This window comes from Coleofasciculus sp. C1-SOL-03 (assembly GCF_040220555.1).
In the GTDB taxonomy this organism is placed as follows: domain Bacteria; phylum Cyanobacteriota; class Cyanobacteriia; order Cyanobacteriales; family Coleofasciculaceae; genus Coleofasciculus.
On sequence record NZ_JAVJUO010000225.1, the window covers coordinates 1 to 15,921 of the forward strand.

Annotated in this window: 9 protein-coding genes and 3 pseudogenes; 7 read left to right on the forward strand and 5 right to left on the reverse strand. The window is 45.6% G+C overall.

All coding sequences use genetic code 11. From position 1 onward, the window contains the following. Positions 1-207: pseudogene (locus RIE73_RS34140) on the reverse strand (Uma2 family endonuclease); the annotation flags it as partial. 215 nt (positions 208-422) lie between these two features. On the opposite strand from RIE73_RS34140, the gene RIE73_RS34145 reads away from it, so the two are divergent. The 4 genes from RIE73_RS34145 (at position 423) to RIE73_RS34160 (ending at position 4,976) form a co-directional block, all read left to right on the forward strand. Beyond that, positions 423-1,397 carry an S-layer homology domain-containing protein gene (locus RIE73_RS34145; protein WP_446405397.1) on the forward strand — a complete coding sequence of 325 codons (975 nt, stop codon included), beginning with the start codon at positions 423-425 and terminating at the stop codon, positions 1,395-1,397. 565 nt (positions 1,398-1,962) lie between these two features. Further along, the gene (locus RIE73_RS34150) at positions 1,963-2,991 is read left to right on the forward strand and encodes a hemerythrin domain-containing protein (protein WP_446405398.1); all 1,029 of its coding nucleotides are present in this window, start codon (positions 1,963-1,965) and stop codon (positions 2,989-2,991) included. Positions 2,992-3,177: 186 nt separating this feature from the next. After that, positions 3,178-4,038 (forward strand): SDR family oxidoreductase, encoded by an 861-nt coding sequence (locus tag RIE73_RS34155; RefSeq protein WP_446405399.1) that lies wholly within the window; start codon positions 3,178-3,180, stop codon positions 4,036-4,038. Between the two features lie 356 nt (positions 4,039-4,394). Further along, positions 4,395-4,976, forward strand: coding sequence for a chorismate--pyruvate lyase family protein (locus RIE73_RS34160; RefSeq protein WP_446405400.1), 582 nt, complete (start codon positions 4,395-4,397; stop codon positions 4,974-4,976). Between the two features lie 364 nt (positions 4,977-5,340). Here the strand turns inward: RIE73_RS34160 and argZ are convergent, their stop codons facing one another. Next, positions 5,341-7,449, reverse strand: coding sequence for a bifunctional arginine dihydrolase/ornithine cyclodeaminase (gene argZ / locus RIE73_RS34165; protein WP_446405401.1), 2,109 nt, complete (start codon positions 7,447-7,449; stop codon positions 5,341-5,343). 379 nt (positions 7,450-7,828) lie between these two features. Between argZ and RIE73_RS34170 the strand changes: the two are divergent. Together RIE73_RS34170 and RIE73_RS34175 are read left to right on the forward strand one after the other, a co-directional pair. After that, positions 7,829-9,187 (forward strand): annotated as a pseudogene (locus tag RIE73_RS34170) (P-loop NTPase fold protein). A 66-nt stretch (positions 9,188-9,253) separates the two neighbouring features. Further along, positions 9,254-12,289, forward strand: coding sequence for a tetratricopeptide repeat protein (locus RIE73_RS34175; RefSeq protein ID WP_446405402.1), 3,036 nt, complete (start codon positions 9,254-9,256; stop codon positions 12,287-12,289). Between the two features lie 216 nt (positions 12,290-12,505). Here the strand turns inward: RIE73_RS34175 and RIE73_RS34180 are convergent, their stop codons facing one another. Both RIE73_RS34180 and aroC read right to left on the reverse strand, forming a co-directional pair. After that, positions 12,506-13,354 (reverse strand): MBL fold metallo-hydrolase, encoded by an 849-nt coding sequence (locus RIE73_RS34180; RefSeq protein WP_446405403.1) that lies wholly within the window; start codon positions 13,352-13,354, stop codon positions 12,506-12,508. Positions 13,355-13,361: 7 nt separating this feature from the next. After that, complete coding sequence (gene aroC, locus RIE73_RS34185) at positions 13,362-14,456, reverse strand: chorismate synthase (RefSeq protein ID WP_446405404.1); 1,095 nt, start codon at positions 14,454-14,456, stop codon at positions 13,362-13,364. Between the two features lie 102 nt (positions 14,457-14,558). Between aroC and RIE73_RS34190 the strand changes: the two genes are divergently transcribed. Continuing rightward, positions 14,559-15,686 (forward strand): succinylglutamate desuccinylase/aspartoacylase family protein, encoded by a 1,128-nt coding sequence (locus RIE73_RS34190; protein ID WP_446405405.1) that lies wholly within the window; start codon positions 14,559-14,561, stop codon positions 15,684-15,686. Here RIE73_RS34190 and RIE73_RS34195 read toward each other — a convergent pair. Further along, a pseudogene (locus RIE73_RS34195) lies at positions 15,644-15,921 on the reverse strand (hypothetical protein); the annotation flags it as partial. The gene RIE73_RS34190 and the pseudogene RIE73_RS34195 sit on opposite strands and share 43 nt — an antisense overlap.

Sequence of the window (15,921 nt, forward strand, 5' to 3'; positions counted from 1 at the left end):
CACAAACTTACCCTCTAACCGAGCGCAGACACCGTAATTCGTGGCGACTAATGTATTGTCTTGCAATCGCCCGGTTTGTTCTAAACTGTCGCTGAGTGCGGCGGCTAATGTCGGCTGATCAATATTATCCACAGGATCATCGGGTAAGGGAAAATCATCGGGTAGCTTCTCCCAGGTAATTTTAGGCTGAGTTGTCACCGTTGTCATCAGGTATCATCTCCCTGCATCTGTAAGCCCTATTTTAGATAAAGATAGAGTGCGATCGCAGGACTTGAGTGCGTTAGTTGCTTTAGTGGCTTCATCAGCTTGATGAGAGGAGTCACCTGTCTCAGGTGTAAACGTTCAGGGATTTCCAATTGAATTATCCAGACGCGATCGCTAATCTCCTGTAAAAGTTTAGAGATTCACTACACGCGATCGCTATGTCCCCTTCTTCTCCGCCAGAACCCCCATCTCCTCTCGATTTGGATGAGTGGATTGCGATTCTTGTGACATTGACAACAATTGGCGGTATTTTTTATTGGGCGATGGGTAAAGAACAAAAGCAGCAAATTCTGCAAGACTGGGGGTTTTCCCCGCCCTCACCTCAACCTGACTCAACCCCGGAATCCCCAAAGCCAACTAAACCCACGCCGACGACTCCTGAGTTATCGGATTCTGAGATAATATCTCGTCGGGAAGCTGAGGTGCAGGGGAGCAAAGGTGCAGGGGAGTCAGGGAGAATGCAAGCTGATCCAGCACTTCCAGCGCCGGAGAAAGCCCCACCCTCAACGGTAACTCCAACGGTAAAGCCAACTGTAACTCCAACGCCGACGACACCAACTCCCTCGGTAGAATTTTCTGATGTTCCAGATGAATTTTGGGCGAAAAAAGCGATCGCAGCTTTGGCGCAGCGGGATATTGTGGTGGGTTTTCCCCAGGGTGAATTTAAACCACAGCGATTTGCTACCCGTGGCGAATTAGCCGCTATGCTACAGCAGCTATTTGAGCCAAAACCAAAGCAACGTGCGATCGCGTTTAAGGATTTACCGTCAAATTACTGGGGCGCTGAGGCGATCGAGGATGTTGCTAAGGCGAGAATAGTCTCAGGCTATCCTAATAATACATTCCGACCGCAGCGACCTGTCACTCGTGCAGAAGCGTTAGTGACTTTGGCTACAGCCCTGAACCTGAAACCCCCATCTGAACCCAGCAAAACCTTACAACAATACGAAGATCGCGATCAAATACCAGATTATGCGATCGCTAAAGTCGCGGCGGCGGTAAAAGCGGGTTTAGTCACTGGCTATCCTCAGGGAAATTTGCTCAATCCTAATCAACCAGCTACCCGTGCTGAACTTGCGGCGATGCTTCATCAAGCTAGGGTGATTTCCCACAACAGAGCTTCACTACAATAAATAAGGTTTTAAGTAGTCGGACAAAAGAAAACAGAACTGTATTAAGTTTTATAAATCATCCTCAAACCCTTACTGTTCCCTGTTCCCTGTTCCCTGTTCCCTGTTCCCTGTTCCCTAATCTCATTTTATTTTGTTTACCTACTTATAGTCTCACTTACGCCTAGCTTTGACCTAGTCATTTAACCTATGCCTATAGACGTAGTTGAGCCGAATATAGGGGTTATAGTCCTAAAAATTTCTGCTAAACAATTGACCATTTCATTCGAGATCAGTCTACCCTCAGATAGATTAATCTTTATTGACAATAGAGCTAATCTGAAATGAGCCAATTGATCCATTGGTTAAAACTTGAGTAGATAGGTATTTACGCTATTTAGATAGAAGTCTCAAGGCTAAACCTTGAGGTTGAGCAAGATAGGCTGCGTTTAAGCAAACGCCAGAGTAGACTTGGGCAAAAACAAGTCTATTCAACCTTTCGAGGTTATGTATATCTGAATGGCGAGTCAATTCTCACCATCAAGCTACTCACTTAATAAACAACTCGAAAAAAGGAGAACAAAATAAAATGGTTGCTACCCTTACTGATGCCAAGCGATCTGCCATTGCTGAAAAACTTGCCGATATGCGGGCAATTCAGAAGTTAATTATTGCTAATGAGCAGCAATTTATCAACGACTGTAAAAATAACGAAATTTTTGGTCGCTTAGAAGACATGCTAGAGGATGACCAGAACAATCTGAAAGTTTTGGAAACAACGATTACTCAGTATGGAATTCAATCGGAGCCAAAAGAGAAAGTAAAAAAAATGATTGAACAAGCTGAGCAAATGATGAAAAGCTCTGAACTCAGTCTTTATGAAAAGATGGCTCAGCATGAACTACTAAAACATGGTCAAGTCATGTCGGGACTTGTGGTTCATAAGGCAGCTCAAATCGCTGGTGCGGATGTCGAAGAAGCACTTTCCCCTCTAAATTCGGTCAACTTTGAAAACCGGGCGCATCAGGAAAGGCTCAAGGGCATGTTGGAATATTTAGGCACTCAAGAGTTGACAGGTGAAGAACCCGAACAAGGAGTTTGGGGACGAGTTCAAGATGCAGTAGCTGCTATGACGGGTGCGATTGGCAGTGCTGTGACTCAGACATCTGATAAGTCTGATATGGATATCATGGATGTCATTTTCATGGATCACCAAAAAGTCAAAACCTTAATTGGTGAAATTAAGGGAACCAATAATCCGCAGCGCATCCAGGAGTTTTTTGGACAACTTTACAAAGATGTAATTGTTCACGCTAAAGCGGAAGAAGAAACGGTATACCCTCAAATTCGTTCCTTTTATGGCGATGGTGATACTCAGGAACTCTATGATGAGCAGGAGCAGTTAGAAACGATTCTGAATGAGATGAAAAATCTAGATCCTACTTCATCCGAGTTTAAGTCTAACCTGAAGCAGGTGAAAGACATGATCGGTGATCACACTCGTCAAGAAGAAAGCACGATGTTCGCTTCCATGCGGAAAAACTTTTCGCCAGAACAACGGGAACAAATGGCAACTCAATTTAAGGAAGCTAAGCAGAAATTACAAAGCCAAATGTAGGTGAGTATAACCTTGGTTGAGTGATCAATTAACACTTGGCATTCATCTTGTCAGGGCGGGTTGAAACACTCAACTACTTGTCACCCATAAATGAATGACAAAACCCGCCCTATCTACCCATAAATTACACAATTTTACCGTTGAGGCACTAAAGTGCCTACTACGAACGAATAGGAGCGCCATAACATGACAATTACACCGGATCAAATTCCCCCTCAATCCCAAGAGCGAAAACCCGCCTTAGAGTCAGAAATGACACCCAAGCCGGAATATGATGATCCGAACTATAAAGGAAGCGATAAGTTACGGGATAAAGTCGCCTTAATTACTGGCGGCGATAGCGGGATTGGTCGCGCTGTTGCGGTTTTCTACGCTAAAGAAGGAGCCGATGTTGCCGTTGTTTATTTGGATGAGCATGGAGATGCTCAAGAAACGAAAAAAGCTGTAGAATCTTATGGTCGCCGTTGTTTATTAATTGCTGGCGATATTCGCAACGAACAATTCTGCCAGGAAGCGGTTCAGAAAACAATTGATGAATTTGGCAAGCTGGATATTCTGGTCAATAATGCAGCGGAGCAATATCTAGAGGAGAGCATTGAGGGTATTGACTCAGCCCGATTAGGTAGTACCTTTGCGACCAATATCTTCTCAATGTTCTATTTCACGAAGGCGGCGTTACCTCACCTTGAACCAGGGAGTTCTGTGATTAATACGACATCCATTAATGCCTATAAAGGTAACTCGTCTTTGCTCAGTTATTCTACAACAAAAGGGGCTATCCTTGCCTTTACTCGTTCCATTTCTCAACCTTTAATTAAGAAAGGAATCCGGGTAAATGGTGTAGCACCGGGTCCAATCTGGACACCGTTTATTCCCGATGCGTTTTCTGGTGAGCAAGTCGAAGGTTTTGGTCAACAAGTTCCGATGAAGCGTCCAGGACAACCCAAGGAGATTGCACCGAGTTTCGTTTTCTTGGCGTCTCAAGATGCGTCTTATATGGCGGGTCAAGTGCTACATCCGAATGGTGGTGTGGTTGTTGGTGCATAGAGATTGGGTGTAGTGCAGCGCGGCAGAAATAACTAACCAGCGAACAAACTGCCTAAAAGCAGCTGCCATAGGTTCCTTATCGCCTTCTGCCCTCTGCCTTCGGACTTCTGCCTTCTTGTAGTAGGGTGTGGGGAAAATCCAAACACCGCTATCTCCTCCAACTGTAGAGACGTAGCATGCTACGTCTCTATTCGATTATGTTTAGGTGGTCAAATCGTCGCAAGAGTGTTACATTAATTTCAGTTGTAAACAAATATAAAGTTCCAGATTAACAAAACGTTAACTGTGTATAAAACCTCGGTTTTAGCGTTTTTTCTTCAACCAAGTGGATATGGGAAACAGGAGCGTCACCGACCATGAACCAATTGATAGCGAACGAACACCTAATGCGAGACGATTTACAACAGTCTCTAGAGCGCCACCATATCAATCCCGGTACATTGAGTACGTTTCAGCGAATTTTACTCACCACCGATGGCACGTTAACTGATATTCTGGAAGCCTATTTATTTGAACAGATCCAGGTTGTCAAACTCTCCCAAAATCTTATCCCCATTCCCAAATCACTGCCGATTATGGAATTAGCGGAGGGAACGGACGTGATTGATAGACGAATTTTACTGCAAGGGCGGATTAGTCGCAAAAACTATATTTACGCCGAATCCATCCTGGTTCCCGAACGCCTTGATGATCATTTTAGACATGAATTGTTTAAAACCAAAACCCCAATTGGTAAGATTTGGTTAGAGCAAAAGGTGGAAACCTTCAAGGAAATTTTGGATTCTGCTAAAGAATCGGCTCATGGTTTAGCGGAGTATTTTAATATTGAGGCAAGTGACAAGCTACTCTCCCGTACCTATCGTGTATTTACCAATGGTAAACCTGTAATGATGATTACAGAAAAGTTTCCGGAAAGCTATTTTCTCAATAGTGTTTGATTTCTTTACTGACGAAGCTATGGCGACTGGAAGTCGCTGCTACACAAACAAAGCCCGCCTTCGCGGGCTAACCCGAGTTCAGTGAACTTAAGCTAGACCAGCGCGGCGGAAGTAACTCTCCAGTTAAAAAAGGTGCAAAGTCTTACGGTATAAGCTTTCTGCCCTTCTGCCTTCTGCCTCCTGCCTTCTTGCACTAGTGGCGTGACACACCCTATTTGATGAATTAGAATGGGAGCCCCGAAACCGCGAAACCGTAGGGGCGCACAGACGTGCGCCCGATTCAATGGTAAAATCTATTCCACGGAAACCCGCCTACGCGGGTTCCCCTACGGGAAGCCGCTCCGCGTCTACAACCGCCTAACGGTTACGCTGATTGTTGATAAGGGCTGGTCAACTTATCCAACTGCTGTACCAACAAACTCAGGAATAAACCCACATCTGTTACCACACCCACGGATTCCAAGGAACCGCGATCGCTTAACTTAGTCACAACGGCTGGATTGATATCCACACACACCATTTTCACCCCAGCTGGCGTCATATTTCCTACCCCAATGGAGTGCAGCATCGTGGATAGCATCAAAATCATGTCCGCCCCTTCTAGCAGTTTGGCATAGTCGGCTTGGGCTTTAATTAAATCCATTTGCGTATCCGGTAGGGGTCCATCATCACGAATGGAACCGGCGAGGGAAAAGGGAACATGATGCTTCACGCATTCATACATAATCCCTTTTGTCAATACCCCTTGTTCCACAGCCCCAGCAATGCTGCCATAACGACGGATAGTATTAATTGCTTTGAGATGGTGGCGGTGTCCACCTCGTACCGGGACACCCCGTTTCATATCCACACCCAGAGACGTTCCCATCAGGGATTGCTCAATATCATGAACGGCGATCGCATTACCGCCCAACAACGCCTGCACATATCCTTGGCGAATCAGACGGGATAAATGTTGAGAACCGCCCGTGTGAATCACCACTGGACCGGCGGTGACAATCACTTTGCCCCCTTGATCGCGAATTTGGCGCAATTCCCAGGCAATTTGCTCGACAATTAATTCTACTCGGCGTTCGCTAGAGACGCCAGCGCCCATGAAGCTAAATTCTTCACTGCTACGCTGTTCGCGGGTTTCTGGCTTGTGAACGGTGCGGATACCTTCTACACCAACAACCACCTGTTCACCGACGTCTAGATCCCGCAGGATTTTACAGCGAGCAATAGGCTGGGAGTCAATCTGGGTGATCGCAATTGCCCCATCCATGCGCTGATTTTGTACCTTCACCCACTCACCCTTAATCCGGACTTCTGTGGGGTAAATCGTGGAGACATAAAAGTCATCCGGCGCTACACCCGATTGAATCACAGGTTCGAGATTGGCGTCACGTTCCTCTTGAGTGGGAGTAACAGCCCCCAACTCGATCAGTTGGCTCATCACTTCTTCCATCACATCATGGGAAGGTGCTGATACGCGAATCTCCGCGTTAGAGGTACTTTGCCGTTGGACACCCAAGTCGAAGTTGAGAACCTGGAAGCTACCGCCTGTTTCCACAATCAGATCTAACGCCCGACTGATCAGTCCAGAGTCTAACAAATGTCCTTCCAGGCGAATCGTGCGACTTTCGACGGGGACATTCGCATGGATTTCAGTACGAACTGGTTCCGTTACCCGTAGGGTCAAGCATTTCGCCGCGCCACCTGCTTTGAGGAATTCCGTTAGGGGGGTTTCAACCACTCTAAACCCCGCCTCAGCCAACTGTTGCTTGAGGCGATCGCTAGCTTTGTTCATCACCACAACTTGGTCAACATTCACCGCATTGCAGGCGAAGTTCACCGCATCGGCTTCCTCTAGGGCGATACGTTTTTCTGGTGCGACTCGCATCTCAATTAAGCGATTGGAATAGGCATCAAAGGCGGGAGGATAGTAGAGTAAATAGCCGCCCGTCAGGGGACAGAAACAGGTATCCAGGTGATAGAAGCGCTCATCAGTGAGTCGCAGGGAGACGACTTCAATATCCAGCCATTTTGCCAGATAGGGATGAGAATCCAATTCCGAACGGAAGCCATAACCCGCCCATAACCAGCGTCCTTCCCGATCCAGGAGGGCATCCCCAGCGCCTTCAAAGGGAAGTTCTTTGGGGAGTTCGTGGACAGTGTAGCCTTGGGCTTCAAACCATTGCTTGAAATGGGGTTCTTCACCTTGGCGTTCTTTGTGCAAGAAGCGACTCAGGACAACATTCTTACCGAGAACCAGCCCTGCATTTGCCGTAAACACCATATCGGGCCACCCTTTTTCAGGGTTAACTAAATCCACGATCGCATGATCTTTGAGGACATGGTGCAACTTGTGCCACTGTTCGACGGCGCGATCGCGCGAGGACTTGTGAATATTCCCTTCCATCCAGGGATTAATCACATAGTCCACGTCGTAGTGGTCTGGAGCGCACATGAGAAAGCGAATCGAATCAGTCATAATCAATTTTTAAGGGGTAGACGCTTACAATAGACCAACTTCCTATCCTATCGGATTTTCCCAGGACAACCCACATTAGGTATAGTGCTGGATTAGGGGAGATGCGATCGCTTCTCCAGTTGTCATACCCAATCGACTTTTGTCAACCCCTTCTGCCCTCTACCCTCTGTCCTCTGCCTTCTACTTTATTCGGTCACTTATAAAAAAGGGAGCTTTGGTAGCCTAGATTACCATTCTCAAGTCACTTTCGCGCTTAATTCAATGACTAGGCTAGTATTCTAGTAGTTTTTCAGAGCTGCATCAATCATTACTCTTACAATCTGGAAAAGCAGGGTGTAAATTTACGGAATTTTACAGCATTTTATGAACCCTAAACATCATGGTCATTAATGATTTCGAGCGCTTTTTTGCCGCATGCAATCCGAGCAAAACCATTGACATAGGGAATCCAGCCGATCGCCCCTACTATATCGATTTTGCCACGGTGCGTGGTGGCAAGATGATTGAGGCTTTGTATCGTACAATTAATCGCCTCGCGGCAAATCAACCGACTTGTCAACTCTTCACCGGACATATTGGCTGTGGCAAATCCACAGATCTGTTGCGGTTAAAAGCTGAGTTAGAACAACGAGGGTTTCATGTCGTTTATTTCGAGTCTACCCAAGACTTGGATATGGGAGATGTTGATATTAGCGATATTTTGTTAGCGATCGCTCGTCAAGTCAGTGCTAGCCTAGAGGAGCAAAAAATACAGCTACAACCCAGTGGTTTCAAAGCATTACTACAGGAAGCCGCTGACTTGTTGCAAACTCCAATGGATGTAGAATTTTCCTTAGCCTTAGGCATTAGTAAAATTACAGCTAAAACGAAGGATAGTGCCAGGAGTCGGAGTCGGTTACGGCAGTTGTTGGAACCTCAAACCAATACACTGTTGCAAGCCATTAATGAAGAAATCCTCGAACCTGCTATTAAAAAGCTTAAGCAGCAAGGGAAAAAAGGATTGGTGGTGATTGTAGATAATTTAGATCGAATAGACCCGCAACTAATGGCGGTGGGAAAACCACAGCCGGAATATATATTTGTTGATCGGGGTGACCAATTAAACCGACTCAATTGTCATGTTGTCTATACTATTCCCCTGTCGCTGATTTTCTCCAATAGCAACGAAAGCTTGAGAATGCGTTTGGGGGGTGGCGTAGCGCCAAAAGTGTTACCCATGGTACCCGTCCAACGGCGTGATGGTAAAGATTACGAACCTGGAATCGCCCTATTGCGACAGATGGTGCTGGCTCGGGCATTTCCGGACGTGGATGTCCATCAACGCCTCAACTACATCACTGATTTATTTGATAGTCCAGAAACCTTAGACCGCCTATGCTGTATTAGTGGGGGTCATGTGCGAAATTTGTTGGGATTTATGTGGCGCTGTCTTCAGGAAGCTGATCCCCCATGCTCACGGGATGTACTAGAACGGGTGATTCAACAAGAACGGGATCTCCTACTCTGATCCATTGATGAGCAAGAGTGGGACTTACTATTGCAAGTTGTGCAACGGCAAAATGTCAGAGGTGATCAAGAATACCATGTTCTGTTACGCCGTCTCTGGTTATTTGAGTATCGGGATGAACGGGGATGCTGGTTTGGGATCAATCCTGTCTTGGCTGAGTCAGACATATTTAAGTCTTGGCAAAAGAGTAGTATAGCGGTTTCCCAACCTGTGAGGTATACCCAAATGTAGAGGTGTGTAGGGGCGCAAGGCTTGCGCCCTGACCAAGGTATTGTATCAGACTATTCTCAAAACACTATGAGTGATATTAATTTACTGGCAAATGCTGATGATGAAAACGAACGTTCCCTGAACACATTAGCTAGAGCAATCCAGCTTTCACGGGGACAGTTCTGTTTAATCGTGGTTCGCTGCAATTATGCCTGTTGCCAAGAAAGAATGGCACAACAATTGCAACAACGATGTTCTAATAAAATTCGCGAGTTTGTACTGCCCAAATCTGTCAAAACCTTATATACAGCGATTAAGGCCGAACTAGGGGATGAACAACCACCCGCGTTGATGGTTTTGGGTTTAGAGGCGGTGCAAGAACTTGATGCACTTCTGAGCGCTACCAATCAAGTTAGGGATGAGTTTCGTAAAGATTTTTCCTTTCCGATTATCTTGTGGGTTAATGATTACGTTCTGCGTAAGTTGGTCAAAATAGCCCCAGATTTTATCAGTTGGACTGGCGTACCGATTGAGTTTAAGGTCAACGCACAACAATTGCAGTTAAAACTTAAACAAAAAGCTCAACAATTATTGACGGCTATCTTAGAGGCTGACGCCAGTGAGTTCCTTGCTAACTCGACTATTTTAGGAATTAGGTATCGTGATGAACTCGCGGCGGCGTTGAGAGATTTACAAAGTTGCAATATCCACCTTGATCCTGAACTTGATGCCAGTATAGCATTTGTCTGGGGTCGAGATGCGTATGCGAGTGATCAAATTGATCAAGCGCTTAAATATTATCAAGATAGCTTAACATTTTGGCAGCAAAACGGTAATCGGGAACAGTGCGGCATTTTGCAATACCATTTGGGACTGTGCTGGTTACGATATGCTGAACTGGAGCGCCCTGAAAATCAGCGCTATTGGCAAGACGCTAAACAGGAATTTCAGCAAGCCATTCACTGCTTTGAACAAGCAGGGAACCAGGATTTAGTGGCTAAATTTGTTAGTCCACTGGGGGAAGTTTTGCGACGATTGAAGAGCTGGAATGAGCTACAAACCCTGGCTCAAACCTGCTTAGAATTGCATCAAACCTATGGAACCCCCGTGCAACTGGCTCAAGATTACGGCTTTTTAGCAGAAGTTGCTCTAGAAGCGTCCCACGATTATAAAGATGCTAACGATTTAGCGACTCAAGCTCTGGCGATTTTAAATCAATTGCCCAAGAAAAAGCAACAACAGCGCGGTTTATATGAACTTCTGTTGGCGCGATCGCAACAGCATCTGGATCAACCTAAACAAGCAATTCTAACCCTAGAGCCAGCCCGACAAAAGAGCAACCACCAGGACAATCCCCAGCTTTACATTGACATATTAAATGCCTTGCGATCGCTCTACTTTGAGCAAGGGGATTACCTTGAAGCCTTTCGGCTCAAACAAGAACGACGTGCGATTGAATCCCTCTATGGCTTCCGCGCCTTCATTGGTGCAGGGCGTTTACAACCCAAACGACAAGCTCAAGCCACCTTGGGGATCGAGTCCACAACTGTACATCCTGATGAAATTATCGCCCCAGAAATTGCGACTTCTGGACGTAACCTTGATGTCAAGCGTTTGATGGCAAGGATAAAGCTAAATAACTGCAAAATCACTGTAATTCACGGTATTTCAGGCGTTGGTAAAAGTTCAATATTAACAGCCGGATTAGTTCCAGCGCTTAAACATGAAATCATTCAACAGCAGCAAGCTTTACCCATTGTAATTCGGGTTTATACCAATTGGCAAAAGGAATTGGCTAAAAAGTTAGCCGCCGCTCTTGAGAGTTACAATTCGTCCTTTCATAACGATGAGACAATCAACACTTGTGCTATTAACACCAGTACGATTCTGGAGGAATTGCAAACCAATGAAGCTCGTCATCTGTTAACGATTCTCATATTTGACCAATTTGAAGAATTTTTCTTTGTCAATCATGTTCAAAGAGATAGACGGCTCTTTTGGGAATTTTTAGAGAGTTGCCTGAAAATTCCTTATGTGAAAATAATTTTGGCTTTACGCGAGGATTATCTACATTATTTGTTAGAATATGAACGCTTGCCCAAGCAAGGAATTCTTAAAACTGATATTCTGGATCGAAACAATCGCTACTACTTAGGCAATTTTTCCCCTAAAGATGCTGAATTAGTAATTAAGAGTCTAACAGAACGCTCTCATTTGCATTTAGAACCTGCCCTGATTGATCAACTCGTGCAGGATTTAGCCAGAGAACTGGGAGAAGTCCGTCCGATTGAATTGCAGATTGTTGGCGACCAGCTTCAAACTCAAAATATCACAACCTTAGAAAAGTATCGTAAATATGGCAAACAAAAACTGGTTGAGCAATTCTTAGAAACAGTAGTTGAAGACTGCGGCAATGAAAATCGAGAGGTAGCTAAATCCGTTTTATATTTGCTTACAGATGAAAAAGGAAACCGTCCTCTTAAAACCTACGCTCAGATTCAAAATGAGCTAGCTCATTTTGAATCTGAGAAACTGGAGTTAGTCCTAGAAATTTTTGTGGCTTCCGGTTTAGTTATGCTGCTTCCTGAAGTTCCTGCGGCTCGTTACCAACTCGTTCACGACTATCTCGTCACTTTTATTCGCCAAACGGGGAAACTGGAACTAAGAAGACAGCTCACTCGTACTGAAGAGGCTTTAACTGAGGCTCAACAGAAAATTCAGAGCATGATTGGCAGAGGACGTATGCTCTTAGCGATGAGTTCTCTTTTAGCCGTTACTGTCGTCGCTGGAACATTCATCTGGGCAGTTCCCACAATTAGGGAAGCTCGTAAAGGTACACAAATAGAACGAGTTGGCATGACAGCATTGAGGCAGTTTGAGTCTCAAGAAATAGAAGCTTTACTTTCCGCCATACAGAGTGGACAACAGTTAAATGAATTAGTTGATAAAAATCGCCCGTTTGCTCAGGATTCAGCAACGAGTCCATTATTAGCCCTACAAACAATTTTGGATAACATCCATGAAAAGAACCGACTCAGCGTTGATAAAAATAAAATTAATGATGTGAGTTTTAACCCAGATGGGCAGCGTTTGGTTATCGAAGTCAATATCTATCAGTTGTGACAATATTTCGTCAAGGGTCGAGAGTACAGGGCGACCCGATGTAATTGAATGGATGAGAGTTGTTGATGGATGCCAAACGGGTCGCCCCTACACCCAGCTCACAGGTAGGTGAATTGATAGTCCCATTCAAGGGGCATTCTTTAGCTGCACAGGATGCACAGTGGGCTTTACAGAAGCTGTGGTTCTAGCATCGATTTCGATGATTGGACTGGTGTTCTAAATGAGCGGAATGATTAGTCCTTCCTTTGCCAAAAACGACCCTTCACAAGCGCTTTTTACCTCAATGGCAATTTCATCGAGCATATCATCGTTATGATTCGGTTCGTGGTGAAAGATTGCCAGTTGTTTAACCCCGGCGGCTTTAGCGAGTTTTACCCCTTCTTGCCAGGTTGAATGTCCCCAACCCACCTTAGGCGACTTGGGATTGTGGTATTCTTGGTCAGTGTACATGGCATCGTAAATCAGGATATCCGCATCACGGGCTAAATGCAGCACATTTTCATCCAAGTGATCCGGATAATGTTCGGTATCAGTGCAGTAGACCGCCGAACGTCCCTGCCATGTTACCCGATAGCCCATCGCCCCATTGGGATGATTTAGGGGACTGGTTTCAATGGTAATATCCCCTAGGGTCATGGTATCGCCACAGATTAAGTCATAGAATTTCAAATCCGCCTGAATCTCTCGTTTCGGCACAGGCGAATTCAAATGCAATACCCGTTCTTTGAAATGCTGCTGCATGGACACTCCATCGGGTGCAGCGCCATGAATATGCAACAGATTCCCCTCCAAAAAGGCGGGGTCAAAAAAGGGTACGCCCTGAATATGATCCCAGTGATAATGGGTAAAAAACCAATAGGCTTCAATGGGGAGTTGGGGCTTGAGATTCTTACCCAGCATCCGGATACCGGTACCCCCATCAAAAATTAGGCGTTTGTCAGCGATACGCATCTCCACACAGGAGGTGTTCCCGCCGTAGCGAATGGTTTCTTTGCCGGGGGAGGGAATACTACCCCGCACGCCCCAGAATTGGACAACGAACTCAGAGGAAGGACTGCTTTCCATCGGAATTTTAAGGCTTTAATGTATGGCACTGACCCTGATGACGCAGTAGGTGATCACATAATACTAAGGCGACCATTGCTTCTACCATAGGCACAGCCCTGGGCAAGACGCAAGGGTCGTGGCGCCCTTTGGCAGCTAGTATTGTTTCTTCACCGGTGCTGGTCACTGTACGCTGTTCTTTTCGTATAGTAGCAGTGGGCTTAAACGCCACTCGCAAAATAATCGATTCTCCGTTCGTGATACCTCCCTGAATGCCGCCAGAACGGTTGGTTGTCGTCCGCACCGTTCCCGTATCATCGAGATAGAATTCATCATTATGTTCAGAACCCGTGAGTAAGGTTCCGGCAAAGCCAGACCCAATCTCAAAGCCTTTGCTAGCGGGTAAAGACATCACCCCTTTAGCCAGATCTGCTTCTAGCTTATCAAAGACGGGTTCTCCTAGTCCTTTTGGCACATTGCGGGCGACACATTCGACTACCCCACCAATGGAATCCCCTTCACGCCGGATTAACTCGATTTTTTCTATCATTCGTTGGGCGCATTCACGATCAGGACAACGGACGATATTACTTTCAACCTGTTCCAGGGTGACCGTGTGGGGATCAACGATGCCTTCTAAATCATGAATGCGTTTAACATAGCCAACAATGTCCACATTGGCAACCTGCTTAAGGATTTTTTTGGCGATCGCACCCGCCGCCACTCGACCAATGGTTTCCCGTGCTGAGGAACGTCCACCGCCCTGCCAATTGCGAATCCCATATTTAGCATCATAGGTGGCATCGGCGTGGGATGGGCGATATTTAACCGCCATTTCTGAGTAATCTTGGGGGCGAGTATCTTTGTTGGGGACAAAGATAGAAATGGAAGTCCCCAAGGTTTTCCCTTCAAAGACGCCCGATAGAATTTCACAGGTATCGGTTTCCTGGCGCGGGGTGGTAATCTTGCTTTGTCCCGGACGCCTGCGATCGAGTTCAAACTGAATCTCTGATGCGGAAATCTCCAGTTCGGGTGGACATCCATCAATCACCACACCGACACCGCCGCCGTGGGATTCCCCATAAGTCGTAATCCGAAACAGATGCCCGAAACTATTGCCCATAATGATCGAGATGATGCCGTTAAGATTCTTATGTTAGCAACGATTTAGCCCTCTCCGCCCACCCTACACCCTAGCCCTCATACTTTCCTATACCCAATCGCTATGGTTCCCACTGTTACCACAATTCCGATTCAGCATCTTGCCTCAGGCGATCGCCTCTCGATCCCAGTCTATAAGTTTATTGGTGCTAATCCTGGTAAAAAGGTATATATTCAAGCCAATCTCCATGGTTCAGAAATTGTTGGCAATGCTGTCATTCACCAACTGATTGAGTTTTTCAGCACCTTAGAGGATAGTCAACTCACTGGAGAAATTTGGCTAGTTCCTGTCTGTAATCCGATCAGCACGAATCAGCGGAATCATTTCTTTGCCACTGGGCGCTTTAATCCCTACGATGGCAAAGATTGGAATCGGATCTTTTGGGACTACGAAAAAGAAGACGAGGATTTAGCTGAGTTTGCTGAATTTCAAGTCCATCACTCTCCTGAAGAAATCCGCAAAAATTATTTAGCCCGCATTCAAGCTAGCTTTGAAAAGCATAAGACCCAAATCAACTCTCCTGGTGGACTTCCGTTTAGTGAACGCTATCGCTATCAGCTTCAATCCCTTTGTTTAGATGCCAACTATGTAATTGATATTCATAGTTCTACCAATCAGGCGATTGATTATTTGTATTGTTTTAAAAGTCGTGAGGAAAGCGCCAAAGCCTTTCTCTTGGATCGCGGGATTTTAATGAATGAATATGATGGTGATGCCTTTGACGAAGCCTTTATGAAGCCGTGGTTGGCATTGGAGAAGCAATTGGCAACCTTTGGTAAAGTGATTCAGTTTGATGTTGAGTCTTGGACATTAGAACTGGGTTCAGGGATGGAAATGAATCCCGATTCGGTCAAAAAAGGAGTTTTGGGGATCAAAAATTATCTGGCACAAAAACAACTGATTGATTGTCCGGATTTGCCCCTAGACACCACCACGGCTCAATCGGTTAACTTTACCGTAAAAAGCCAAATTAAGCCGTACTACGCTCCAGTTGGGGGGATGATTCAATCACGAGTTCCGTTGGGCAGTCAAGTTCGAGCTGATCAGCCTTTGTATCAATTACTGAGTTTTAATCGAGAAGAGGATTTACCTAAATTAATTGACGTTCAGGCAGAATCTGAGGGTTTGGTGTTTAGTGTTGCCAATAATTATGCGGTTAATGAAGGTGAGTATGTTTTATCAATTATGTAGATAAAGATAGATGTTGTTGTTCCGTTATTGGTGGAAATGGCGGGTTTTATTGTTGGGTTATCGGTGGGGAGGACGGGTTTTATTGTTGGGTTATCGGTGGGGAGGGCGGGTTTTATTGTTGGGTTATCGGTGGGGAGGGCGGGTTTTGTTGTTGGGTTATCGGTGGGGAGGGCGGGTTTTGTTGTTGGGTAATCGGTGAGGCGGGCGGGTTTTGTTGTTGGGTTATCGGTGGGGA